Below are 23,865 nucleotides of genomic sequence, written 5' to 3' on the forward strand. Positions count from 1 at the left end.
CACATATGATTCGCTTTGCAGTCGTCGGCACCAACTGGATCACCCAGCGTTTTATTGATGCCGCACACGAGAGCGGTAAGATGAAGTTAACCGCGATTTACTCCCGCACGCTGGAAGGCGCTAAAAAGCTCGGTGAGGATTATCCGGTTGAACATTATTTTGATTCCCTTGAAGCAATGGCCGCGTCTGATCTGATTGATGCCGTCTATATTGCCAGCCCGAATTCATTACACGCCCCACAATCGCTGTTGTTTCTCAGCCATAAAAAGCACGTGATTTGCGAAAAGCCGCTGGCGTCTAATTTGCAAGAAGCCGAAAGCCTGATTGCCTGCGCGAAAGAGAACAACGTGGTGCTGTTCGAAGCGTTTAAAACCGCCTATCTGCCGAATTTCCTGCATATGAAAGGCGCGCTGAACCGCATCGGTAAACTGCGTAAAGCCATTCTGAATTACTGCCAGTATTCATCACGTTATCCGCGCTATCTGGCGGGTGAAAACCCGAATACCTTTAACCCGGCGTTTTCCAACGGCTCAATCATGGATATTGGCTATTACTGTCTGGCCAGCGCCATTTCGCTGTTTGGTGAACCGGAATCAGTAACAGCCACGGCGACATTACTGGACAGCGGCGTCGACGGTCAGGGCACGGTGATTTTGTCTTATGCGGATAACTTCGAAGTGGTGATCAACCATTCCAAAATCAGCGACTCCCTGCTGCCAAGCGAAATTCAGGGCGAAGACGGCACCCTGCAGATGGAAAAACTGTCTGAATGCCAGACGCTCAGCCTGACGCCACGCGGCAGCCAGAAACTGGATCTGACACAACCGCAGCACATCAACACCATGCTGTATGAAGCAGAAACTTTTGCGATTCTGGTCGACAGCCAGTTTGTCGCGCACCCGGGGCTGGAAGTCTCGCGCATCACCGCCAAAGTGCTGACGGAAATCCGTCGTCAGACCGGCGTGGTGTTTCCGGCCGATAATCAGCCTTAATGTTCCGTAAGTATCGGGAGTAACAGATGATTGCACCCAGCCAGAAACCGCTGTTGATTTTACAGACCGGTCACGCGCCGGAGCCTATCCGCCGCGCACACGATAACTTCCCGCAGATGTTTATCCGCCAGGGGGATATCGACCCGCAGCAGGTCGTGATTGTGGATTTGCAGGCGGGTGAACGCCCGCTGCCGCCGGAAAACTATTGCGGGGCGATCATTACCGGGTCGCGCAGCATGGTGACAGAGCATCTGGCGTGGAGTGAAGACGCGGCGGACTGGGTACGTCTGGGCATGTTGCAGGAGTTACCGATGTTCGGCGCCTGCTACGGTCATCAGCTGATGGCGTATGCGCTGGGCGGCGAGGTAGATTATCACCCGCAAGGGATTGAAGTGGGCACCCATGAAGTCACGCTGACGCCTGCCGGGCATCTTGACCCGCTGGTATCTCAGCTTCCGGCGCAGTTCGCGGCGAATCTGATCCATCTGCAAACCGTTATCACGCCGCCCGCGACGGCGACGGTGCTGGCGAAAACGCTGCACGACCCGCATCAGATCCTGCGTTATGGCCCCAATGCTGTCAGCACCCAATTCCATCCGGAATTCAGTCTGGCGGTGATGAAAACGTATTTGTCGTGGCTGGGTTCCCTCGCCGAAGACGATTCAGTGGACTTTACTCATCAGGCTCAGCAACTTAGCGAAACACCGCTCAGCCAGGGGCTGCTGCTGGCCTTTGTCGGCGCACTCGGTAAACGTCAGGCACTGGCGGGTTAATGCTCTATAATGTTTCTGAATGTTTGACACCGGACACATTTTGCATTAATTTGCGAACTGCAAAGGGGAGTAACTTCTTCGCCGGATAATCGTCATTACGGTGTCTGGACCCGCGCTCACGCAGCGCCGTCTCAGCCACCCGGTTACCGGGGCAAAGATAAGCATTCACAAGATGAATAGTTATCTTTGTAAGTGAGACCTTGCCGGACGGCGAGGTTTGCTCACAGCTCAAAAAATGAGCGGCTAACGTCTTCCGACGCTGGCCGTTTTTTTTTGATGTTTTTTGAGGATACCGCAATGATGAACTCCGTAGGCAACCCGATTTTATGGGGCTCTTTTGCCGTGGTAGTGATAATTATGCTCGCGTTCGACCTGCTGTTGCAGGGTCGCAAAGGCGCGCAAACCATGAGTATGAAAAGTGCCGCGATGTGGTCGCTGGTGTGGATTGGCCTGTCGCTGCTGTTCAACTTCGGCTTCTGGTGGTATCTCAACGGCGAGTTTGGACGTGAAGTCGCCGACGCCAAAGCCACCATGTTCCTGACCGGCTATCTGCTGGAAAAAGCGCTGGCGGTCGATAACGTTTTCGTCTGGCTGATTCTGTTCAGCTACTTCTCCATTCCGGCTAACCTGCAACGCCGCGTGCTGGTCTACGGCGTGCTCGGCGCCATCGTTCTGCGTACCGGTATGATTTTCGCGGGTAGCTGGCTGGTGGGGCAATTCAGCTGGATCTTGTACGTGTTCGGCGCGTTCCTGCTGTTCACCGGTATCAAGATGGCACTGGCGAAAGATGACGACGGAGAAGTGGGCGAGAAACCGATGATCCGCTGGCTGCGCAGTAAAATGCGTATGACCGACGATTTACAGGGCGAGAAATTCTTCGTACGCCGCAACGGTATTCTGTTCGCCACGCCGCTGTTGCTGGTGCTGATTATGGTCGAGCTGAGCGACGTGATTTTCGCGGTCGACAGTATCCCGGCTATCTTTGCGGTAACCACCGACCCGTTCATTGTGCTGACGTCTAACCTGTTTGCGATACTCGGCCTGCGTGCGATGTACTTCCTGCTGGCCGGCGTGGCGGAACGTTTCTCGATGCTGAAATACGGTCTGGCGGTGATCCTGATTTTCATCGGTATCAAGATGCTGTTGCTCGATGTGTTCCACATTCCGGTGGGAATATCGCTGGGGGTGATCGCGTCGATACTGATCATCACCCTGCTGATTAACACTTGGGTGAACCGTCGTAACGATCTAAACAATACGCGAAAGTCATAGCATTAATCAGGAATAATGAATGGGCGGATATCACGTCCATTCATTATTTTACCTGTTTATTTTCAATGAAGATTATCAAAGCTTATTTCCATCGGCATACCTCCACTCCGATTACGAGCCCGTCCAACTGACCGAAGATGAGCTTTGACAGGCAATGCTACCCTGTGGCCCTCTCATTCCATTTATCTTTGTGTATGATATTACCGTCGCAGTGCTTCCAGGTAATCGCCTCATAACGTAGCTGAATGTTTTCCAGATGCGTTCCCGTTGTGCCGCCAGGATGGAGCGTTGGAGTGATCGCAGTGATCTTCACGTTCTCTAACAGAATATTGAAATACTCATGTTCCATGCCTGAATCCATTATTTGATACATCTTTATTGTTGCAGATTTCAATACCAGGTTATTTGTGAGAGCGCGGTATAGCAACGGGGTGACTTTATCGAACTCTTTTTGAATGTTGATGGGCTCATGTACGCGTGTACCCGTCAGTCTCCCCGTGTGCCCGCAGCAGGGTATAGAAAGGTGGTGAGCAAACGATTTCAACTCAATGGCACCCACGCGGCCAGAAACCAACGAGCCGCCAATAATCGGAGAATTATTTTCATCTGTTAGAAATAAATAAGCTGGAATTGACATGTTATATCCTTATAAAGTTAATTATTACGTTTGTCTCTGCCTGTGATTTTATCAATCACTTTGTACAAGATGTATAGAAATATTAGCCAGGCTCCTATACCTACAAACTTCATCGGCCACGGCTCGATGTATATAATGCAAAGTATTGGCCCAAATATCATCAATGGTGCAAATGCGAACTCAAATAAATAATAAATTATAAAAGCAACTATTTTTTCGGTTGCAGTAAGAATCATCTTGATGACTTTAAAAAACACCCCGTCTTTAGGCATTTATTTTCTTCCTCACCAACTCAATTATTTTTCTGAATGTAGGTTCGCCTTGCGTTATTCTGATATGCATCGCATCTACAAAAGGTTGAACGGATGGCTCAAATAAGAAGTAAAGGAGGTCATAGTCTTTCGCACTCAATAAATTATATATTTCTGGGTTCTCAGCCTCCAACCGTTCAGAGGTTCGTATTGAGCGCTCAGTCATACCACCAATTAACAACGTTCCAGTTAATACAGCTATGGGTTTTGATTTAAATGTAGCTGAGATAAAAGAAACTCTTTCTAATACTGCAGCCGTTATCATAGCCATGATTGTATTAGTCCCCATCCTTCCCACAAATGATGTAATTAGGCCTCTATAAATATTATCCTGCTCTGTTTCGGTAACGTAGATGTTAAACTTATTAAAATTATCTTAATCGCATCTATGATATGGTCATAATTCAAGATATCGTTTCTTATAGCGCCAGCCATTCTAATTCTAGCTGTTTCACGCCTGAACCGTGAGCCTGTATCAAACACACCATATACCATATAGCCCATATCAAGCGGCACGGTGAACGCACCGTTTATGAGGCCATTTACTGATTCGGGGGAAAGAATAATCCCAGCAATGCGCGTGGAGATATCATCAATGTCAGCCATATTAGTCCCTTAGTTATGATTCATTCCCATCCTAATGGTATTGCATTATACACGTACGCACTAGATTTTTTACTTACAATGGAGTTCTGGCAAAAAAGCCCAGTTTAGTCGGGCACTAATTAATACTGAATCACTCGTTTTGATATATTAATTCATACGGCGTATACATCTACCAACGTTTTACAAAAATGCTTATGAGTGATGGCGTAGCCAAGGAACGGAAATTCATTACGCGGACTTCGGTCTGTACGCCTTACTATACTATTGCCTTCCCTCAACCCTTTTTCACCAACAAGCATTCAATCACATTACTCACTCGTTACTGACTAACCTGACATTACTTGTTCTTGATTTTTGTTATTTGAAAGTTCACTTATTGTGTAAAATACACACTTATTAGAATTTCTTTAAACGAAACATATAAAATAAATCACTTGCATTAGAGTTTGATATCCGGCCATGGCATCAGCGGTAAATCCCCGGCTGGCGCGGCAAAAGCGGAAAAGGTGAGAAACAGGGATGAAGCCAGAAGGGTACGACGGAAAGGCAATAACATCGGTGAAATTCCTCAGAGTAAAAAGCGCACCATCTTAGCCCGCTGAAGCTAAAGGAATTACTATAGTCGCTGGATAAAATAAAGGCGGTGACTGAGTTAACAATCACCGCCTGTATGATTAATACTTAACGCGAAACGATTACTGCCAGCCGTAACGGCGCACGAACCAGCCTTTCACGCACTGCGTCAGCACCATGTAGCCCGCCAGAATCGCGATCAGCCACGGGAAGTAGCTCAGCGGCAGCGCCTGCAATTGCAGGAATCCGGCAACGGGCGAGTAGATCAACGCGATACCGGTGACTACCACCATCAGCGTCATGATGCACAGCGGCCAGGAGGCGCGGCTCTGAATAAACGGCACTTTGCGGGTGCGGATCATATGCACAATCAGCGTCTGCGACAGCAGCCCTTCAATGAACCAGCCGGACTGGAACAGCGTCTGCGCCTCCACCGTATTGGCCTGGAACACCCACCACATCAGGCTGAAGGTCAGAATGTCGAACACGGAACTGATTGGCCCGAAGAACACCATAAAACGGCCAATGTCACCCGCATTCCAGCGCTGCGGTTTTGCCAGTTGCTCCTCATCAACGTTATCAAACGGGATCGCTACCTGTGACACATCGTAGATAAGATTCTGGATCAGCAGATGCAGCGGCAACATCGGCAGGAACGGCAGGAAGGCGCTGGCCACCAGCACGCTGAACACGTTACCGAAGTTAGAACTGGCGGTCATCTTGATGTATTTCAGCATGTTGGCGAAGGTTCTGCGCCCTTCTGTCACGCCCTGCTCCAGCACCATCAGGCTTTTTTCAAGCAGAATGATATCAGCAGCTTCTTTGGCAATATCCACCGCCGAATCCACGGAAATACCAATGTCGGCCGCGCGCAGCGCCGGTGCATCGTTAATGCCGTCGCCCATAAAGCCGACCACATGCCCTTCACCGCGCAGCAAGCGCACAATGCGTTCTTTGTGCATCGGCGTCAGTTTGGCAAACACCGTGGTTTCGCGGGCGACGTTCAGCAGTTGAACATCGTTAAGTGCATCGATATCGCTGCCGATCAGAATCGTTTCTGCATGTAATCCGACATCTTTGCAGACCTTACGCGCCACCAGCGGGTTATCGCCGGTGAGAATTTTCACGGTGACGCCTTTGCGCTGCAACGCTTCCAGCGCCGGTGCGGTGCTTTCTTTTGGCGGATCGAGGAACGCGATATACCCGGCCAGAATCAGGCTGGATTCATCGGTCACACCGTACCCCTGCGTGCGTGATGGCATCACTTTATGTGCCACCGCCACCACGCGCAGCCCCTGCTGATTCAGGTCATCAGTAATGCGGCGGATGCGCGCGAGCAGTACATCGGTCAGCGGCACAATCTCACCGTTGAGCTGCACCAGCGTACAAATCGACAGCATTTCTTCCAGCGCGCCTTTGCAAATCAGGCGGTGATTCTGATCGTTTTCGGCGACCACCACGGACATGCGGCGGCGGTCGAAATCAAAGGGAATTTCATCCACTTTTAGCGAGTTATGCACCTGACCGGCATCACCCGCTTCCAGTACGGCAACATCCAGCAGGTTTTTCAGGCCGGTCTGGTAATGGCTGTTCAGCCACGCCAGATGCAGCACGTCGTCGCTGGTCACACCTAGGACGTCAGTGTGGCGCTCAAGGACAATTTTATCTTGCGTCAGTGTGCCGGTTTTATCGGTGCAGAGGATGTCCATCGCGCCAAAGTTCTGGATAGCGTCCAGACGTTTGACGATCACTTTCTGGCGGGAGAGTTTCACCGCGCCTTTCGCCAGCGTCGAGGTGACAATCATCGGCAGCATTTCAGGCGTCAGCCCGACCGCCACGGAGAGCGCAAACAGCGCCGCTTCCCACCAGTCGCCTTTGGTGTAGCCGTTGATCACCAGCACCACCGGCGTCATCACCATCATAAAGCGGATCAGCAGCCAGCTGACTTTGCTGATACCGGCCTGGAACGCATTTGGCTGGGTATCTTCCTGCACCACGCGTTCGGCCAGCTGACCGAACCAGGTTTTGCCGCCGGTGGCGATCACCATCGCAATCGCCGTACCACTGACCACGTTGGTGCCCATAAAGCACAGCGTGTTCAGTTCGAGCGGATCCGCCGCAACCGGTTTTTTCTCGCAGGCATGTTTTTCCACCGGCAGCGATTCACCGGTCAGCGCCGCCTGGCTGATAAACAAGTCTTTGGCGGAGACAATACGTAAATCTGCCGGGATCATATCCCCCGCAGAAAGCTTGATCAGGTCACCCGGCACCAGCTGGCTGATGGGGATTTCCACCGTTTCGCTGCGCCCGGTTTGCGTGTCACTGCGCAGCACCGTGGCGGTGTTGCTGACCATGGCTTTTAGCGCATCGGCAGCTTTGTTGGAGCGCGCTTCCTGAATGAAATGCATAAAGGTGGAAATAAACACCATCGCGCCAATCACCAGCGCCGCCGTTAAATCATCGGTGGCGTAAGACACCAGCCCAAGCACAGTCAGCAGCAGGTTGAACGGATTGCGGTAGCAGTGCCACAGGTGGAGCCACCACGGTGCAGGCTGCTGATCGCCGGTCTGATTGAGGCCGGAAACTTCACGGATATCGTCGGCTTCCTGCGCGGTCAGCCCTTCCGGATGGCTGGCAAATTGCAGGTAAAGCTGGTCTTCGGTGGCGCGGGCACAGGCCTGACAATGTGCGGCCATCGCCGCAGGAACTGCCTGCGCAGTGCGGCCTGGCACGTTTTCGAGCATCGGATCGCGACGGACTAAACGGCGCGGTAAGTTGCGGCTGAGCGCGCTGAGCAGCCGGGAGGTGAAATCTTTGAACATCATTCGCACCTTATTGCGCCCACGGGAAAATGACCGCAGACGGGCAAAAGGGTTATAACAAAACAGGGGCGAACGAACAGACGTGCACCACCGCTTACCTGATAACGTTTAATGTCACGGTAAGCAGCAGCAAAGCGGGTGCTTACCGGATCACAACGGACCTACAGAATTGGGGTCGGGTTCCATGGGTTTTCACCTCCGGTAAGGAACGGTCTGGAAATTCATACGCATCGGGTATAAAAATCCGTTAGGGTAGAGCTGTTAACTACGCCTCAGGCGTATTTTCCGCGGATTATAAACCTGTTTACTGCAACCGAACTTAAACCTGATCTCACTTAACCATACAAAATAACTATGCAAAATCGCCTGACCATAAATGACATTGCGCGCCTGAGCGGCGTCGGTAAATCCACGGTTTCCCGCGTTCTGAATAACGAAGGCAATGTCAGCCCGCAAACCCGCGAACGCGTATTACAGGTGATTGAGCAGGAACATTTCAGCCCGTCGAAATCAGCGCGGGCAATGCGCGGGTTCAGCGATAAAATCGTGGCGATCATTGTTTCCCGCCTCGACTCTCCGTCAGAAAATCAGGCTGTCCGCGCCATGCTGCCACTGTTTTATCAGCAAGGTTACGATCCGATTGTGCTGGAAAGTCAGTTCAGCGGCGAACGTGTTAAAGAGCATTTGCAGGTGCTGAAACAGCGCAATATCGACGGCGTGGTGTTGTTTGGTTTTACCGGTTTATCGGCACAAATGCTGACGCCGTGGCAGGACAAACTGGTGATGCTGGCGCGCGATATGCCGGGGCTGTCGTCCGTGTGTTATGACGATGCGGGGGCGGTACAACTGCTGATGAACAAGTTGCTGGCGCAGGATATCCGCCGCATCGGTTTTATCGGCGTTTCGCCACGGGACACCACCACCGGCCAGCGACGCAGTGAAGCTTATCAGGCGTTGTGTCAGGCGCAGGGGCTGACGCCGCACATGGCGCTCGGTGAACTCACCTATCAGAGCGGTTTTGATCTGATCCCGCAATTGCTGGAAAACGACATTCAGGCGGTGATTTGTGCCTCCGATACCATCGCTATCGGCGCACAGAAATACCTGCAACAGCAGCAAATCCGCGACATTCAGGTATGCGGTATTGGTAACAACCCGCTGCTGCATTTCCTGTTCCCGGAATCGTATTCCGTAGAACTCGGTTATGGCGCGGGTGGCGAAGCGGCGGCGAAACAACTGCTGGCACAGCTCAGCGGTTCTGCGGCCGTGCAGCAACTGATCATCCCCGGAAAGCTTGCTTTCTGAATCCCCCGATTTTCTGACCTTAGCCTTTCCCAAAAGCAGAAACTTTGTGATCGTTCCGGCAAAACCGGGAACGTTCCCGGACAAGTTCCCATCACCTTCGCTATGCTTGAACCGTACCCTACACACTTACGCAAAATCACAGGTCATTCCCTATGAGCAAAGTTAAGCAACAGGATGTTGATCAGCTGATCGCCCTCGTTGGCGGCAGCGACAATATCGCGATGGTGACTCACTGCATTACGCGTCTTCGTTTTGTCCTCAATGATCCGTCCAAAGCCGACCCGAAAGGTCTCGAAGCCCTGCCGATGGTCAAAGGCTGCTTTACCAATGCCGGTCAGTTCCAGGTCGTTATCGGGCCGGAAGTGGATGATTACTATAAAGTCCTGATCGCCAGCACCGGTAAAAGTGCAGCCGGAAAAGAACAGGCAAAAGTCGCCGCCCGCCAGAATATGAGCTGGTTTGAGCGCAGCATTTCTCATTTTGCAGAAATCTTCTTCCCGCTGTTACCGGCGCTGATCAGCGGCGGTTTGATTCTCGGTTTCCGTAACGTTATCGGTGAAATCCCGATGAGCGATGGCCAGACGCTGGCGCAGATGCACCCGCTGTGGCAGTCAATTTACGATTTTCTGTGGCTGCTCGGCGAAGCCGTGTTTATGTTCCTGCCGGTGGCGGTCTGCTGGTCAACGGTCAGAAAAATGGGCGGTACCGAAATCCTCGGCATCGTGCTCGGTATCACGCTGGTGTCGCCGCAGTTAATGAACTCCTACAACCTCGGGCAGCAAATCCCTGAAGTGTGGAATTTCGGCTGGTTCACTATCGAAAAAGTGGGTTATCAGGCGCAGGTCATTCCTTCCGTTCTGGCGGGTATGGCGCTGGCGGTCATCGAAAATGGCCTGAAACGCATTATCCCTAATTACCTGTATCTGGTGATTGTGCCGGTCAGCTCACTGATTATTGCCGTGTTCCTGGCGCACACGCTGATCGGGCCGTTTGGCCGCATGATTGGCGACGGCGTGGCTTTCGCAGTGAAATTCATCATGACCGGCAGCCTCGCGCCGATCGGTGCCGCGTTGTTTGGTTTCCTCTATGCGCCGCTGGTCATTACCGGCGTGCATCAGACCACACTCGCCATCGATATGCAGATGGTGCAAAGCACTGGCGGAACGCCGGTCTGGCCGCTGATCGCCCTCTCCAACATCGCGCAGGCAGCCGCGGTCGTCGGCGTGATTATCGTCAGCCGTAAACACAACGAACGTGAGATTTCCGTGCCTGCAGCCATTTCCGCCTTCCTCGGCGTGACCGAACCGGCGATGTACGGGATCAACCTGAAATACCGCTTTCCGATGCTGTGCGCGATGATCGGCTCGGCGTTTGCCGGTCTGATTTGCGGCCTGTTCCACGTCACGGCTAACGGTATTGGCGTCGGCGGATTGCCGGGCATTCTGTCCATCAAACCGCAGTTCTGGAGCATCTACGCACTGGCCATGCTGGTGGCAATTGTGGTGCCGATTATCCTGACCGTGCTGGTTTATCAGCGCAAAGCCCGCCGTGGCGAACTGGCAGTGGTGTAAGAAATTTAAGAAGGAAAATGGAATGAACAGCGAATTGCCGTGGTGGAAAAACGGCGTGATTTACCAGATTTACCCAAAGAGCTTTCAGGACACTACGGGCAGCGGCACCGGTGATATCAACGGTATTACGCAGCGTCTGGATTACCTGAAAACATTGGGCGTCGATGCCCTGTGGCTGACGCCGATGTACCTGTCGCCGCAGATTGATAACGGCTACGACGTAGCGGATTACTGCGAGATTGACCCGGCTTACGGCACGCTGGAAGACTTCGAGCGGCTGACCGCAGAGGCGCATCAGCGCGGGATCCGCATCGTAATGGATATGGTGTTTAACCATACTTCGACGCACCACGAATGGTTCCGCCAGTCGCAGGATCCGGGCAGTCCGTTCCGCCCGTTTTATATCTGGCGTGACAGCGCGACCGAAGGCGGCCCGCCGAATAACTGGCGTTCTAAATTCGGTGGTGGCGCCTGGCAGTGGCATGAAACCAGCGGGCAGTATTATCTGCATCTGTTCGCCACCGAGCAGGCGGATCTCAACTGGGAATACCCGCCGGTGCGCGAGGCGCTGAAAAAAGTCTGCCAGTTCTGGGCGGATAAAGGCGTCGACGGACTGCGTCTGGACGTGATTAATCTGGTATCAAAACAGCAGGGTTTTCCCTCTGATGATGCCGGTGATGGCCGCCGTTTTTATACCGATGGCCCGCGTATTCACGAGTTCCTGCAGGAGTTCAGCCGCGATGTGTTCAAACCGCTCGGGCTGATGACGGTCGGCGAGATGTCTTCAACGAAGCTTGAGCATTGCCGCCGCTACGCCGCTAATGACGGCAACGAACTGTCGATGACCTTTAACTTTCATCATCTGAAAGTGGATTATCCGAACGGCGAAAAATGGACTGATGCGCCGCCGGATTTCGTCCAGCTCAAGCAGATTTTCCGCGAGTGGCAGCAGGGAATGCACGGGCATGCGTGGAACGCGCTGTTCTGGTGTAATCACGATCAGCCGCGCATTGTGTCGCGCTTTGGTGATGAAGGCGCACTGCGCACGACGTCGGCCAAAATGCTGGCGATGGTGCTGCACGGTTTGCAGGGCACGCCGTATATTTATCAGGGCGAAGAAATCGGCATGACCAATCCTGGCTTTAAACATCTCGAACAATATCGCGATGTGGAAAGTCTGAATATGTTTGCCGAACTGAAATCCGACGGGCGCAGCAACGAAGAGCTGTTACGTATTCTGGCGAAGAAATCACGGGATAATTCGCGCACGCCGATGCAATGGAACGCCGGAGAACAGGCCGGATTTACCACCGGCACACCGTGGATTTCCGTCAGCCACAACGCGCAGGACATCAATACCGAACAGGCACTGGCGGATAAAGACTCGGTCTTTTATCTCTATCAGCAACTGATCCGACTGCGCAAAACGCTGCCGGTACTGACCGGGGGCGATTATCAGGATTTGCTGCCAGAGCATCCGCAACTCTGGTGCTATACCCGCACGGCAGACGGCAAAACCCTGCGGGTGATGGCAAACCTGAGCGCACAGGATCAGACCTTCACATTGCCGGAATTCCCCGGCAGCACGCTGCTGAGTAATTACGCATCCCCTGCGGTTTCCGGAATGCTTCGTCCGTACGAATGCCTCTGGCAACTCACCGAATAATCTGAAATTTCAGTTCTGCCGGGTCAGTCACACTCGTGTCTGGCCCGTTTATTTTTTATGCATCTCCTTATAAAACAACACGCAAAATTCAGGCCAGAACTTACAGTTGGTCATCAATTCTTCCGCCAAAAAAATTCTTTGTTTCAGGTCAATAAAAAGAGAATTATCACTCGCGTGAATGCTACATGTAGTGTGTATAGTACACACCCAACCCAATATATAGCGATTTCCCGCAAAAGCCACACAACTGGCCTGTAAGCCTTGTGGGGCGCGGGATCCGCCCAATAGGAGTGTCATTGTGAAGGCAGACAGACTGGAAACCGTACCCGCAAAATCCACAACAATGCAGCCCATCGTGATCAAGCGGGATGGTTGTCAGGTCCCTTTCGATGAAGTTCTGATTAAACAAGCCGTGCAACGCGCGGCGGCTGCTGCCGGTATCGACAGCGTGGATTATTGCGCTCAGGTTGCCCGCGTGGTGGCGGAAAGTCTGCAAGACCAGGCTCGTGTAGATATCCACGATATTCAGGATGCGGTCGAAAATCAGCTGATGGCAGGTCCGCATAAAAAGCTGGCACGCGCTTATATCGAATACCGCCATGACCGCGATGTGAAACGTGAAATGCGTGGCCGCCTGAATCAGGAAATCCGCGGTCTGGTTGAACAAAGCAATATGGCGCTGCTCAACGAGAATGCCAACAAAGACAGCAAAGTGATCCCGACCCAGCGTGACCTGCTGGCGGGTATTGTCGCCAAGCATTACGCCAAACAGCATATTTTACCGCGTGATGTCGTGCTGGCGCATGAGCGTGGCGAAATCCATTATCATGACCTCGATTATTCACCTTTCTTCCCGATGTTTAACTGCATGCTGATCGACCTTAAAGGCATGCTGAATCACGGTTTCAAAATGGGTAATGCGGAAATTGACACGCCAAAGTCCATTTCCACCGCTACGGCCGTCACCGCGCAGATTATCGCGCAGGTCGCCAGCCATATTTACGGCGGCACCACCATTAACCGCATCGACGAAGTACTGGCGCCGTTCGTCACCGCCAGCTTCAATAAACATCGTCAGACTGCCGAAGAATGGCAGATTGCAGATGCGGATGGCTTTGCTCACAGCCGTACCGAAAAAGAGTGTTATGACGCCTTCCAGTCGCTGGAATATGAGGTTAATACGCTGCACACCGCCAACGGCCAGACGCCGTTTGTCACCTTCGGTTTTGGCCTCGGCACATCCTGGGAATCGCGCCTGATCCAGCAATCAATTCTGCGTAACCGCATTGCCGGACTGGGCAAAAATCGCAAAACCGCTGTATTCCCGAAACTGGTGTTTGCCATCCGTGACGGCCTGAATCATAAAGTCGGTGACGCCAACTACGACATCAAGCAACTGGCACTGGAATGCGCCAGCAAGCGTATGTACCCGGACATCCTCAATTATGATCAGGTGGTGAAAGTCACAGGTTCGTTCAAAACGCCGATGGGCTGCCGCAGTTTCCTCGGCGTGTATGAAGAAAATGGCGAGATGATCCACGAGGGTCGCAATAATATCGGCGTGATCAGCCTGAATCTGCCGCGTATTGCGCTGGAAGCGAACCGCGACGAAGCGGCGTTCTGGGCACTGCTCGACGAGCGTTTGCTGCTGGCGAAGAAAGCGCTGATGACCCGTATTGCGCGCCTCGAAGGCATCAAAGCCCGCGTTGCACCAATCCTGTACATGGAAGGTGCGTGCGGTGTGCGCCTGAAAGCTGACGACGATATTTCCGGCATCTTCAAAAATGGTCGTGCCTCGATTTCGCTCGGATACATTGGCGTGCATGAAACCATTAACGCGCTGTTCGGCGACCAGACCCACGTGTTCGACGCCAGCCAGTTACGCGAAAAAGCCGAGGCGATTGTGGCCCGTCTGAAAGCGGCAACTGAAAGCTGGAAAGACGAAACGGGCTACGGTTTCAGCTTGTACAGCACGCCGAGCGAAAACCTGTGCGACCGCTTCTGTCGTCTGGATAAAGCCGAATTCGGGCTGGTGGCCGGTGTCACCGATAAAGGTTACTACACCAACAGCTTCCATCTGGACGTCGAGAAGAAGGTCAATCCGTATGAAAAACTCGACTTCGAAGCGCCGTATCCGCCACTCAGCAACGGCGGTTTCATCTGCTATGGCGAATACCCTAACCTGCAACACAATCTGAAAGCGCTGGAAGACGTGTGGGATTACAGTTATACCCGCGTGCCGTATTACGGCACCAACACGCCAATCGATGAATGCTACGACTGCGGCTATACCGGCGAATTCGAATGCACCAGCAAAGGATTTACCTGCCCGAAATGCGGCAATCACGAACCTTCCCGCGTGTCAGTCACCCGCCGCGTGTGTGGTTATCTCGGCAGCCCGGATGCTCGTCCGTTTAACGCCGGTAAGCAGGAAGAAGTGAAGCGCCGGATTAAACATCTGGGTAACGGTCAGCTGGGTTAATACTTTGAACTTCCATCAGTATTACCCGATTGATGTCGTGAACGGGCCGGGAACACGCTGCGTGCTGTTCGTTTCCGGCTGCGTCCACGAATGCCGCGGGTGCTATAACAAAAGCACCTGGCGGCTGGACTCCGGCAAACCTTTTACGCTGGAAGACGAAGACCGCATTATCGCCGATCTGCAAAACACGGTGATCCCGCGTCAGGGTTTAACGCTCTCCGGCGGCGATCCGCTGCATCCGCAAAATCTTTCTGCGGTGCGCCAGCTGTTATTACGCGTGCAGGCGGAGTGTCCGGGCAAAGATGTGTGGATGTGGACGGGTTATACGCTCGGGAAACTGAGCGCTGAACAGCGGGAAGTCGTGGCGTTAATCAACGTGCTGGTCGACGGGAAATTTGTGCAGGAACTGAAAGACCCTGCACTTATCTGGCGCGGCAGCGGTAATCAGGTGATCCATTATTTGCGTTAATGCTTTCAGAGGGGAAATTATTCCCCTCACATCCGGTTCAAATTCCATTCAGTAAAAAATCAAACGCATTTTTCACTTCATAAATTTCCCCGTCGAGCTGTCTGATCTGATCGCCAATTTCTCGTGACTTAACGCCCCCCAGCATATGCGTCATTGCCACATACTGCTCTTGCTCAATCTTAAGCAAAGGACAAAGTTTTTTTGGCGGAAAGTCTATTAATTCGAGCAGTGGCACCAACGGAATCATTACCGTATTACCGAACCCACTCGCAGCCGAATGATGGATATTCAGCAAAAAAGGATACGCTACCTTTCCGTCTCCTTTGTTTTCATAAACAGCGTATTGCTCCATCAAAATGCACGCTGATAATCAGAAAACGAACCATGTTCTTCGACGTATTTATTTATCGCCTCAATTCCTTTTTGATTTTCACGCCTCCATTTCTGCGCAGGTGTTTCGGGTATTAACGTAACAGGTAAATCATTGAATTCACGATTGAGTGCTTCTGACATACAAAGTCCTTATGTAATTAATGTTTAAAAAAACATCCGACAACCAGAGTGTAATTTGTACTGTTCATTCCGTAAATCCCCCTCTTTCATTCCTGCGAGACGTCTTCCAACTCTTCATTTTCCTGCAACCAGAGCTTCACCCAATTGTCATTTAGCACGCCCAAAATGATGCCAACGCCACACTGAGGTTTGCATCATGACCCTTTCAGAAAGCTTTCAACTTTTCTCTGCCACTGCCCGTTTGTCCCGTGCGAGGTATTCATTGTGATGAACTTATCTAGACATCCGACCAGTTACGCCACGGTGTATCAGCAAATCGCTGCCGAACTGGAACAGGAACTTCGTAACGGTTACCGCTGCGGCGATTATCTGCCGCCGGAACAACAGCTTGCCGAACGTTTTCAGGTGAACCGCCATACGCTGCGCCGTGCGGTGGATGAGCTGGTCGATCGCGGCTGGCTGCAACGCCGTCAGGGTATTGGCACGCTGGTGCTGATGCGTCCTTACGATTATCCGCTGCATTCGCAGGCGCGTTTCAGCCAGAACCTGCTGGATCAGGGCAGCCATCCGACCAGCGAACGTCTGCTGGCGGTGCTGCGTCCGGCCACCGATCACGTCGCGGCGGCGCTGTCGCGTCAGGAAGGCGACACCGTTATTCATCTGCGTACCCTGCGCCGCGTGAACGGCGTGCCGGTCTGCGTGATTGATCACTATCTGCCCGATCTCGACTGGTGGCCTGCATTGCAAAACTTCCATAACGGCTCGCTGCACGATTTTATCCACGAAGAGATTAAGCAAAAACTCAGCCGCCGTACCACCCGCATTAATGCCCGCCGCGCGCTGGCAAAAGAGAGCAAATTACTCGAAATCGTCCCGCAGGCACCGCTGCTGTGTGTCCGCACCCTGAACATTTGTGAAGGCAGCGATTCGGTGGCGGAATATTCCGTCAGCCTGACGCGTGCCGACATGATCGAACTGACCATGGAGCACTGAATGGATCACCTGCAAACCCGCCAGCGCTGGATGTCGGTGCTGGCTCACAGCCGTCCCGATGAGCTGCTCGCCCACTGGCAACCGCTGAATTTATCCCCGCAATTTGAACGACTCCGCGCTGCTGAAACCGGTCTGACCCAGCTTCAGGGGCGCATGGGCGGCACAGGCAAACGTTTTGTGATGGGCGATATGACCGTCACCCGCGCCGTCATTCAGTTAGACGGCGGTGTCTACGGCTACAGCTACGTCAGCGGGCGCAATAAGTCCCACGCCGAACTGTGCGCGGTCATTGACGCCTTGCTGCAAATACAGGGCATGGACGAACTGCTGCATAAACGCGTGATAGCGCCTCTGGCTGCGCTGCAACAGGAACGCCGCCAGCAACGCGCTCGCGAGGTGGCTTCCAGCCGCGTCGATTTCTTTACTCTGGTTCGCGGAGAATAACTCATGTCACTTGTTGCCAGTTTTCAACATCCGGTTTCCGATGCGCAGTACAGTTTTCGTCGTATTCTCAAAGCGTTAAGCGAACCCGGCGTCAGCGTGCAGTTGCCAGCTATGCCCGGCTTCGGGGCGTTAGGTTCTGCCAGCGCCTGCGTGCTGCTGACGCTTATCGATAACGATACGCCGCTGTGGCTGAGCGCCTCGCTCAATGATGAAATTCTGCGTAAAAACCTGCGTTTTCATACCGGTGCAGTGCTCACCGATGACCCTTCTGCCGTCAGTTTTGCGCTGGCCGATCCGGCGCTCGACAGCGCCACGCTGCTGGCTTTCCCGTGCGGTGATGAGATGTCGCCGGAGCTGGCGACCAGCGTAATTGTGCAGCTGGACAGTCTGACCGGCGGCACGCCGCTGCGTCTGCGCGGGCCGGGCATCGAGAGCAGCCGCATGATTTCACCACAGTTGCCTGATTCTGTTCGTGATTATCTGCTTAACCGCCCTCACCGTTTCCCGCTGGGTCTGGACTTTATGTTCACCTGTGGCGAAGAACTGATTGCCGTACCGCGCACCACGCGCGTGGAGGTGTGCTGATGTACGTCGCCGTTAAAGGGGGTGAGAAGGCGATTGCCGCCGCCCATCAGCTGCTGGCGCATGAGCGCCGCGGCAATACTGATGTGAATGAACTTGGCTGCGAACAGATTGAACAACAGCTGGGTTTAGCCGTTGACCGGGTGATGAGCGAAGGCGGAATTTACGACCGTGAGCTGGCCGCACTGGCGATCAAGCAATCCGGTGGCGATCTGGTCGAAGCGATTTTCCTGCTGCGCGCTTACCGCACTACGCTGCCGCGTCTGGCGACCAGCGAGCCGCTGAATACCCAGGCGATGCGCCTCGAGCGGCGTATCTCCGCTATTTATAAAGACTTGCCTGGCGGGCAGGTGCTCGGCCCGACTTACGATTACACCCACCGCCTGCTGGATTTCGCGCTGCTGGCCGAAGGCGAAGCGCCGTTCACCCCGATAGCCGATGAACCACAGCCGGAAGATTGCGGCCATGTGTTTGATTTGCTGACGCAACAACAACTGGCGGTACAGGAAGAAGACGACGGTACCGAGCCGGAAGACATCACCCGAACGCCACCGGTATTTCCGGCGTCCCGTGCGGCACGTCTGCAACAGCTGGTGCGTGGCGACGAAGGTTTTCTGCTGTCACTGAGTTATTCCACCCAGCGCGGCTATGGCCGCACCCATCCGTTTGCCGGTGAAATCCGCACCGGCTGGCTCACCGTCGAGATCGTGCCGGAAGAGCTGGGTTTTGCCATCGATATCGGCGAGATCCTGCTGACTGAATGCGAAATGGTGAACGGTTTTGTCACCCCTGAAGACAAGCCGCCGCACTTTACCCGTGGCTACGGGCTGGTGTTTGGCCGCGCCGAACGCAAGGCGATGTCGATGTCGCTGGTGGATCGCGCACTGCAAACCCGTGAATACAACGAGCAAATTAGCAGCCCGGCGCAGGACGAAGAATTTGTCTTGTCCCACGCCGATAACGTCGAAGCTGCCGGTTTTGTCTCGCATCTTAAATTGCCGCATTACGTCGATTTCCAGGCGGAACTGGAGTTGTTAAAACGCCTGCGCGCTGCGAAAGAACAGGACTCAGCCAATGAACAATAATGCCGCCCAAACAATGACCGGCTACAACCACGGTTATCTCGACGAGCAGACGAAACGCATGATCCGCCGAGGGATCCTCAAAGCCGTAGCAATCCCCGGTTATCAGGTGCCGTTCGCCGGTCGCGAAATGCCGATGCCATACGGCTGGGGCACCGGCGGGATCCAGCTGACCGCCAGCGTGATCGGCACAACAGATGTGCTGAAAGTGATCGACCAGGGCGCGGATGACACCACCAATGCCGTGTCGATCCGCAAGTTCTTCCAGAGTGTCGCCGGGGTGAAAACCACCGAAAAAACTGTGGAAGCCAGCCTGATCCAGACCCGTCACCGCATTCCGGAAACGCCGTTGCAGGAAGATCAGATCCTGATTTTCCAGGTGCCGATCCCGGAACCGCTGCGCTTTATCGAACCGCGAGAAACCGAAACCCGCAAAATGCACGCGCTGGAAGAATACGGCGTGATGCAGGTGAAGCTGTATGAAGACATCGCGCGCTTCGGCCATATCGCCACCACTTATGCGTACCCGGTGAAAGTGAATGACCGCTACGTGATGGATCCGTCGCCGATCCCCAAATTTGATAACCCGAAAATGAACATGATGCCCGCATTGCAGTTGTTCGGTGCCGGACGCGAAAAACGCATTTATGCCCTGCCACCATTCACCAAAGTTGAGAGTCTGGACTTCGATGATCATCCGTTCACCGTTCAGCAATGGGATGAGCCGTGCGCGATTTGCGGATCGCACCACAGCTATCTCGATGAAGTGGTGCTCGACGATCAGGGCAACCGCATGTTCGTGTGCTCCGACACCGATTTTTGTGCTCAGCAGGTTGAGCAACAGGCTTCCAACGAGGTTAACCGCTGATGACCACTCCCTTAAATCTTGCCGCCGAACCGCTGCTGTCGGTGAATAACCTGACTCATCTTTATGCGCCGGGCAAAGGCTTTAGCGATGTGTCGTTCAATCTGTATCCGGGAGAAGTGCTGGGTATTGTCGGCGAATCCGGCTCGGGTAAAACTACGCTGTTGCAGTCGATTTCTGCCCGTCTCGCGCCCCAGGCAGGGCAAGTCATCTATAACAATGGCCAGGCCACCGCGCAGTCGCTGTATGACATGGCGGAAAGCGATCGCCGCCGTCTGTTGCGCACCGACTGGGGCGTGGTGCATCAGCATCCGATGGACGGTTTGCGCCGTCAGGTTTCTGCCGGCGGCAACATCGGCGAGCGCCTGATGGCAGTCGGAGAACGTCATTATGGCGATATACGCAAGAAGGCCGGTCAGTGGCTGGAAGATGTCGAAATTCCGGTTTCCCGTATCGATGACCTGCCGACTACATTTTCCGGCGGGATGCAGCAACGTCTGCAAATAGCCCGCAATCTGGTAACGCATCCGCGTCTGGTGTTTATGGATGAACCGACCGGCGGACTCGACGTTTCGGTTCAGGCACGTCTGCTGGATCTGCTGCGCACGCTGGTGGTGGAAATGCAGCTGGCGGTGGTGATTGTCACCCACGATTTGGGCGTCGCCCGCCTGCTGGCGCACCGTCTGCTGGTCATGAAACAGGGTCAGGTAGTGGAAAGTGGCTTAACCGACCGCGTGCTCGACGATCCGCATCATCCGTATACGCAACTGCTCGTTTCTTCCGTGCTTTCCTAACCTAATTTCAGAGAAAGAGTGACCAAAATGACGACGAAGCTCAGGGTCGAAAATCTCAGTAAAACTTTCGTTCTGCATAACCAGAACAGCGCCAGATTGCCGGTTTTCAGCAATGCCAGCCTGACCGTGAATGCCGGGGAATGCGTGGTTCTGCACGGCCATTCCGGCAGCGGAAAATCCACCCTTCTGCGTTCTTTATACGGCAACTATCTGCCGGACAGCGGCAAAATCTGGGTCGAGCATCAGGGCCAGCAGATTGATATGGTCAGCGCCGAAGCACGGGACATTCTTGCCGTTCGCCGCCATACGGTCGGCTGGGTCAGCCAGTTCCTGCGCGTCATTCCACGCATCAGCGCACTGAATCTGGTGATGCAGCCGCTGCTGGAACTGGGTGTGGATAAAGCACAAAGCGAAGCCCGCGCCAGTGCGTTGCTCCGCCATCTTAATGTTCCGGAACGTCTGTGGCATCTCGCGCCCTCGACGTTTTCCGGCGGCGAACAGCAGCGCGTGAATATCGCCCGCGGTTTTGTGGTCGATTATCCGGTGCTGTTGCTTGATGAACCGACCGCATCGCTGGACGCCACCAACCGTGCCGCCGTCGTGACGCTGATTGAGCAGGCCAAAGCGCGCGGTGCGGCGGTGGTCGGGATTTTCCATGATGAAGATGTGCGCGAACGCGTTGCCGATCGCTTGTATGAAATGAGCCCGGAAACGGCGCCGGAGATGTCCGCATGATCATAAATAACGTCAAACTGGTGCTCGACGATCAGGTGGTTGAAGGGTCGCTTGAGATGCAAAACGGCGTGATCACCGCCTTTGCTGACAGCCGCAGTCAGCTGCCGCAGGCGCTGGATGCTCAGGGCGGCTGGCTGCTGCCAGGCTTTATCGAACTGCACACGGATAATCTGGATAAGTTTTTCACGCCGCGACCAAAAGTAGACTGGCCAGCGCATTCTGCCATGAGCAGCCACGATGCGCTGATGGTCGCCAGCGGGATCACTACCGTGCTGGACGCCGTCGCCGTCGGTGACGTACGCGACGGCGGGCATCGTCTGGATAATCTGCAAAAGATGATCGACGCGATTGTGAACAGCCAGAACGCCGGACTGAACCGCGCCGAGCACCGTCTGCATCTGCGCTGCGAACTGCCGCACGAAACCACGTTGCCGCTGTTTGAGAAGCTGATGGATACCTCGGTGCTGTCACTGGTTTCGCTGATGGACCATTCGCCGGGCCAGCGCCAGTTCGCTACGCCGCAGAAATACCGTGAGTATTATCAGGGCAAATACCACATGAACGACGAGCAAATGGACGATTTTCAGGAAGAGCAAATCGCCCTCTCCCGGCGCTGGGCGCAGCCAAACCGTGAAGCGATTGCTGCCCACTGCCGCGAGCGCCATATTTCGCTGGCCAGCCATGACGATGCCACCGCCGCCCACGTTGAAGAATCACGGGCGCTCGGCAGCGTGATTGCAGAGTTCCCGACCACCGAAGAGGCAGCACGCGCCTCGCACAACAGCGGTTTGCAGGTGCTGATGGGCGCACCGAATATCGTGCGTGGCGGTTCGCATTCCGGCAACGTGGCGGCGCACCATCTGGCTTCGCTTGGCCTGCTGGATATTCTCTCTTCCGATTACTATCCCGCCAGCCTGCTCGACGCGGTTTTCCGGATTGCCAACGATGAGAGCAATGCGTTTAGTCTGCCGCAGGCGGTGAAACTGGTGACCCGTAATCCGGCGAACGCGCTGGGTCTGAAAGATCGCGGAGAAATCGCCGAAGGCAAACGCGCGGATCTGGTGCTGGCACGCGCACATAGCGATCACTTTTTTGTGCAGAACGTCTGGCGTCAGGGCACTCAGGTGTTCTGAGGGGAGATGAGATGAGTCGTTTACTCTATCTGATGGGTGCTTCGGGTTCTGGTAAAGACAGTCTGCTGGACGCGCTGCGTCAGCATTTACCCACCGATGTCGCCGTCGCGCATCGTTACATTACGCGCCCGGCGGATGCGGGTTCGGAAAACCATATTGCGCTGAGCGAAGCCGAATTTATTCAGCGTCGCCAGCACAGTTTATTCGCCATGGACTGGCATGCGCATCAGTGCCGGTACGCCGTGGGCATTGAGATAGACACCTGGATGCAGCTCGGTTGTCACGTGGTGGTCAACGGCTCGCGCGCGCATCTGGAGAAAGCCCGCCAGCGTTATGGTCAGCGGCTGGTACCGGTCTGTTTACAGGTTTCTGAAACCGTACTGACTGAACGCCTGACGCGTCGCGGACGTGAAGATACGGCGCAAATCGCCGGTCGTCTTCAGCGTGCCAGAGAGTACGAAAACGCCCTGCCCGCCGGCTGCCACCGGCTGAATAATGACGGTGCGTTGCACGAGACTTTACAGCATCTGCTGGCCATTCTTGCCTTGCCGGTCAGCGCGTTTATTTATCCCGTCACTTCATCATGAGCGATTTTATGACAGACATCATTCATCCGTTTTCGCTGGCTGACGAGCAGGATTATTCGCGGCCAAAAATCGGTCAGCAGGTCGAGCTGAACCGGTCAACGCTGGGTCAGTATGTGCATATTGCCGACAACGCGATCATCGAGGAAACGCAGTTCGGCGATTACTCGTATACCGCCGGCAACAATCAGATCTTCTGCGCCACGATCGGAAAATTTGTGTCGATCGCCACCTATGTGCGGATCAATCCCGGCAATCATCCGACCTATCAGCGCGTTGCCCAGCATCATTTCACCTATCGCAGTTCTGTCTACGGACTCGGTGAGGACGATCAGGAATTTTTCGACTGGCGGCGTGAGCATCATGTCACCGTCGGTAACGATGTGTGGATCGGGCATAACGCGGTGCTGATGCCCGGCGTGCAAGTCGGCAATGGCGCAGTGATCGGCACGTCTGCGGTGGTCACGAAAGATGTTGAGCCTTATTCGATCGTCGCGGGTGTGGCAGCGAAAAAGATCGGCATGCGCTTTGATGACAAGATGATCGGGCGGATCGAAGCCAGCCGCTGGTGGGACTGGGATCATGAAACGCTGAAAGAAAGGATGCCGGACTTCAGGGATCTGCACGTTTTTGCAGAAAAATATCTGTAGGGATCTGGCGT

The 23,865-nt window shown here is 54.0% G+C and carries 22 protein-coding genes and 1 pseudogene; 18 read left to right on the forward strand and 5 right to left on the reverse strand.

The window, feature by feature from the left end; all coding sequences use genetic code 11:
• The first annotated feature begins 5 nt into the window (after positions 1-5).
• The 3 genes from UC15_RS01230 to UC15_RS01240 all read left to right on the forward strand — a co-directional run bounded on the left by UC15_RS01230 (position 6) and on the right by UC15_RS01240 (position 3,037).
• Positions 6-992, forward strand: coding sequence for a Gfo/Idh/MocA family protein (locus UC15_RS01230; RefSeq protein ID WP_112286755.1), 987 nt, complete (start codon positions 6-8; stop codon positions 990-992).
• 26 nt (positions 993-1,018) lie between these two features.
• The gene (locus UC15_RS01235) at positions 1,019-1,765 is read left to right on the forward strand and encodes a glutamine amidotransferase (RefSeq protein WP_112286756.1); all 747 of its coding nucleotides are present in this window, start codon (positions 1,019-1,021) and stop codon (positions 1,763-1,765) included.
• Between the two features lie 300 nt (positions 1,766-2,065).
• On the forward strand, positions 2,066-3,037 hold the full coding sequence (locus UC15_RS01240) for a TerC family protein (protein ID WP_112286838.1): 972 nt from the start codon (positions 2,066-2,068) through the stop codon (positions 3,035-3,037).
• A 157-nt stretch (positions 3,038-3,194) separates the two neighbouring features.
• Here UC15_RS01240 and UC15_RS01245 read toward each other — a convergent pair whose 3' ends face one another.
• From UC15_RS01245 to mgtA, 3 genes and pseudogenes are all read right to left on the reverse strand, one after another.
• Complete coding sequence (locus UC15_RS01245; RefSeq protein ID WP_112286757.1) at positions 3,195-3,674, reverse strand: type VI secretion system tube protein TssD; 480 nt, start codon at positions 3,672-3,674, stop codon at positions 3,195-3,197.
• A 264-nt stretch (positions 3,675-3,938) separates the two neighbouring features.
• Positions 3,939-4,591, reverse strand: a pseudogene (locus UC15_RS01255) (hypothetical protein).
• Between the two features lie 695 nt (positions 4,592-5,286).
• The gene (gene mgtA, locus UC15_RS01260) at positions 5,287-7,989 is read right to left on the reverse strand and encodes a magnesium-translocating P-type ATPase (RefSeq protein WP_112286759.1); all 2,703 of its coding nucleotides are present in this window, start codon (positions 7,987-7,989) and stop codon (positions 5,287-5,289) included.
• Positions 7,990-8,340: 351 nt separating this feature from the next.
• Between mgtA and treR the strand changes: the two genes are divergently transcribed.
• From treR to nrdG, 5 genes are all read left to right on the forward strand, one after another.
• Entirely contained in the window at positions 8,341-9,291 is a 951-nt protein-coding gene (gene treR, locus UC15_RS01265) for a trehalose operon repressor TreR (RefSeq protein WP_198659646.1), read from the forward strand.
• Positions 9,292-9,443: 152 nt separating this feature from the next.
• The gene (gene treB / locus UC15_RS01270; protein WP_112286761.1) at positions 9,444-10,862 is read left to right on the forward strand and encodes a PTS trehalose transporter subunit IIBC; all 1,419 of its coding nucleotides are present in this window, start codon (positions 9,444-9,446) and stop codon (positions 10,860-10,862) included.
• 22 nt (positions 10,863-10,884) lie between these two features.
• On the forward strand, positions 10,885-12,528 hold the full coding sequence (gene treC / locus UC15_RS01275) for an alpha,alpha-phosphotrehalase (RefSeq protein ID WP_112286762.1): 1,644 nt from the start codon (positions 10,885-10,887) through the stop codon (positions 12,526-12,528).
• A 343-nt stretch (positions 12,529-12,871) separates the two neighbouring features.
• Positions 12,872-15,010 carry an anaerobic ribonucleoside-triphosphate reductase gene (gene nrdD / locus UC15_RS01285; RefSeq protein WP_112286764.1) on the forward strand — a complete coding sequence of 713 codons (2,139 nt, stop codon included), beginning with the start codon at positions 12,872-12,874 and terminating at the stop codon, positions 15,008-15,010.
• A gap of 4 nt (positions 15,011-15,014) precedes the next feature.
• Complete coding sequence (nrdG, locus tag UC15_RS01290) at positions 15,015-15,479, forward strand: anaerobic ribonucleoside-triphosphate reductase-activating protein (RefSeq protein WP_112286765.1); 465 nt, start codon at positions 15,015-15,017, stop codon at positions 15,477-15,479.
• Positions 15,480-15,516: 37 nt separating this feature from the next.
• Here the strand turns inward: nrdG and UC15_RS01295 are convergent, their stop codons facing one another.
• Together UC15_RS01295 and UC15_RS01300 are read right to left on the reverse strand one after the other, a co-directional pair.
• Positions 15,517-15,831, reverse strand: a complete 315-nt coding sequence (locus UC15_RS01295; protein ID WP_112286766.1) for a CcdB family protein — start codon at positions 15,829-15,831, stop codon at positions 15,517-15,519.
• Positions 15,831-15,992, reverse strand: a complete 162-nt coding sequence (locus tag UC15_RS01300) for a type II toxin-antitoxin system CcdA family antitoxin (RefSeq protein ID WP_112152055.1) — start codon at positions 15,990-15,992, stop codon at positions 15,831-15,833. The genes UC15_RS01295 and UC15_RS01300 overlap by 1 nt, the downstream gene beginning before the upstream one ends.
• Positions 15,993-16,259: 267 nt before the next feature.
• Here UC15_RS01300 and phnF point away from each other — a divergent pair, with 267 nt between their 5' ends.
• Genes phnF through UC15_RS01350 form a run of 10 tightly spaced genes read left to right on the forward strand, consistent with a single transcriptional unit; the run spans position 16,260 to position 23,854 of the window.
• Positions 16,260-16,985, forward strand: coding sequence for a phosphonate metabolism transcriptional regulator PhnF (gene phnF / locus UC15_RS01305; protein ID WP_112286767.1), 726 nt, complete (start codon positions 16,260-16,262; stop codon positions 16,983-16,985).
• A complete protein-coding gene (gene phnG / locus UC15_RS01310) occupies positions 16,986-17,429 on the forward strand; it encodes a phosphonate C-P lyase system protein PhnG (RefSeq protein WP_112286768.1) in 444 nt (147 codons plus the stop codon).
• Between the two features lie 3 nt (positions 17,430-17,432).
• Positions 17,433-18,014, forward strand: coding sequence for a phosphonate C-P lyase system protein PhnH (gene phnH, locus UC15_RS01315; protein WP_112286769.1), 582 nt, complete (start codon positions 17,433-17,435; stop codon positions 18,012-18,014).
• Positions 18,014-19,096, forward strand: coding sequence for a carbon-phosphorus lyase complex subunit PhnI (locus UC15_RS01320; protein ID WP_112286770.1), 1,083 nt, complete (start codon positions 18,014-18,016; stop codon positions 19,094-19,096). The genes phnH and UC15_RS01320 overlap by 1 nt, the downstream gene beginning before the upstream one ends.
• A complete protein-coding gene (locus UC15_RS01325) occupies positions 19,086-19,961 on the forward strand; it encodes an alpha-D-ribose 1-methylphosphonate 5-phosphate C-P-lyase PhnJ (protein WP_112286771.1) in 876 nt (291 codons plus the stop codon). Before UC15_RS01320 ends, UC15_RS01325 begins: the two co-directional genes overlap by 11 nt.
• The gene (phnK, locus tag UC15_RS01330) at positions 19,961-20,752 is read left to right on the forward strand and encodes a phosphonate C-P lyase system protein PhnK (protein ID WP_112286772.1); all 792 of its coding nucleotides are present in this window, start codon (positions 19,961-19,963) and stop codon (positions 20,750-20,752) included. The genes UC15_RS01325 and phnK overlap by 1 nt, the downstream gene beginning before the upstream one ends.
• A 27-nt stretch (positions 20,753-20,779) precedes the next feature.
• Positions 20,780-21,487: a phosphonate C-P lyase system protein PhnL gene (gene phnL / locus UC15_RS01335; protein WP_112286773.1), complete on the forward strand. Its 708-nt coding sequence runs from the start codon at positions 20,780-20,782 to the stop codon at positions 21,485-21,487.
• Entirely contained in the window at positions 21,484-22,620 is a 1,137-nt protein-coding gene (phnM, locus tag UC15_RS01340; protein ID WP_112286774.1) for an alpha-D-ribose 1-methylphosphonate 5-triphosphate diphosphatase, read from the forward strand. Before phnL ends, phnM begins: the two co-directional genes overlap by 4 nt.
• A gap of 11 nt (positions 22,621-22,631) precedes the next feature.
• Positions 22,632-23,207, forward strand: a complete 576-nt coding sequence (gene phnN / locus UC15_RS01345; RefSeq protein ID WP_112286775.1) for a ribose 1,5-bisphosphokinase — start codon at positions 22,632-22,634, stop codon at positions 23,205-23,207.
• 8 nt (positions 23,208-23,215) lie between these two features.
• Complete coding sequence (locus UC15_RS01350) at positions 23,216-23,854, forward strand: acetyltransferase (RefSeq protein WP_112286839.1); 639 nt, start codon at positions 23,216-23,218, stop codon at positions 23,852-23,854.
• The last annotated feature ends 11 nt before the right edge of the window (positions 23,855-23,865 follow it).

The sequence above is a fragment of the Rahnella sp. AN3-3W3 genome, assembly GCF_003263545.1.
Lineage (GTDB): Bacteria > Pseudomonadota > Gammaproteobacteria > Enterobacterales > Enterobacteriaceae > Rahnella > Rahnella variigena.

Excerpts from the sequence above, each read along its gene's own strand:
- UC15_RS01230 (WP_112286755.1), top strand. The coding sequence starts at position 6 with ATGATTCGCTTTGCAGTCGTCGGCACCAACTGGATCACCCAGCGTTTT.
- UC15_RS01235 (WP_112286756.1), top strand. The coding sequence starts at position 1,019 with ATGATTGCACCCAGCCAGAAACCGCTGTTGATTTTACAGACCGGTCAC.
- UC15_RS01240 (WP_112286838.1), top strand. The coding sequence starts at position 2,066 with ATGAACTCCGTAGGCAACCCGATTTTATGGGGCTCTTTTGCCGTGGTA.
- UC15_RS01245 (WP_112286757.1), bottom strand. The coding sequence starts at position 3,674 with ATGTCAATTCCAGCTTATTTATTTCTAACAGATGAAAATAATTCTCCG.
- mgtA (WP_112286759.1), bottom strand. The coding sequence starts at position 7,989 with ATGATGTTCAAAGATTTCACCTCCCGGCTGCTCAGCGCGCTCAGCCGC.
- treR (WP_198659646.1), top strand. The coding sequence starts at position 8,341 with ATGCAAAATCGCCTGACCATAAATGACATTGCGCGCCTGAGCGGCGTC.
- treB (WP_112286761.1), top strand. The coding sequence starts at position 9,444 with ATGAGCAAAGTTAAGCAACAGGATGTTGATCAGCTGATCGCCCTCGTT.
- treC (WP_112286762.1), top strand. The coding sequence starts at position 10,885 with ATGAACAGCGAATTGCCGTGGTGGAAAAACGGCGTGATTTACCAGATT.
- nrdD (WP_112286764.1), top strand. The coding sequence starts at position 12,872 with ATGCAGCCCATCGTGATCAAGCGGGATGGTTGTCAGGTCCCTTTCGAT.
- UC15_RS01295 (WP_112286766.1), bottom strand. The coding sequence starts at position 15,831 with ATGGAGCAATACGCTGTTTATGAAAACAAAGGAGACGGAAAGGTAGCG.
- UC15_RS01300 (WP_112152055.1), bottom strand. The coding sequence starts at position 15,992 with ATGTCAGAAGCACTCAATCGTGAATTCAATGATTTACCTGTTACGTTA.
- phnF (WP_112286767.1), top strand. The coding sequence starts at position 16,260 with ATGAACTTATCTAGACATCCGACCAGTTACGCCACGGTGTATCAGCAA.
- phnG (WP_112286768.1), top strand. The coding sequence starts at position 16,986 with ATGGATCACCTGCAAACCCGCCAGCGCTGGATGTCGGTGCTGGCTCAC.
- phnH (WP_112286769.1), top strand. The coding sequence starts at position 17,433 with ATGTCACTTGTTGCCAGTTTTCAACATCCGGTTTCCGATGCGCAGTAC.
- UC15_RS01320 (WP_112286770.1), top strand. The coding sequence starts at position 18,014 with ATGTACGTCGCCGTTAAAGGGGGTGAGAAGGCGATTGCCGCCGCCCAT.
- UC15_RS01325 (WP_112286771.1), top strand. The coding sequence starts at position 19,086 with ATGAACAATAATGCCGCCCAAACAATGACCGGCTACAACCACGGTTAT.
- phnK (WP_112286772.1), top strand. The coding sequence starts at position 19,961 with ATGACCACTCCCTTAAATCTTGCCGCCGAACCGCTGCTGTCGGTGAAT.
- phnL (WP_112286773.1), top strand. The coding sequence starts at position 20,780 with ATGACGACGAAGCTCAGGGTCGAAAATCTCAGTAAAACTTTCGTTCTG.
- phnM (WP_112286774.1), top strand. The coding sequence starts at position 21,484 with ATGATCATAAATAACGTCAAACTGGTGCTCGACGATCAGGTGGTTGAA.
- phnN (WP_112286775.1), top strand. The coding sequence starts at position 22,632 with ATGAGTCGTTTACTCTATCTGATGGGTGCTTCGGGTTCTGGTAAAGAC.
- UC15_RS01350 (WP_112286839.1), top strand. The coding sequence starts at position 23,216 with ATGACAGACATCATTCATCCGTTTTCGCTGGCTGACGAGCAGGATTAT.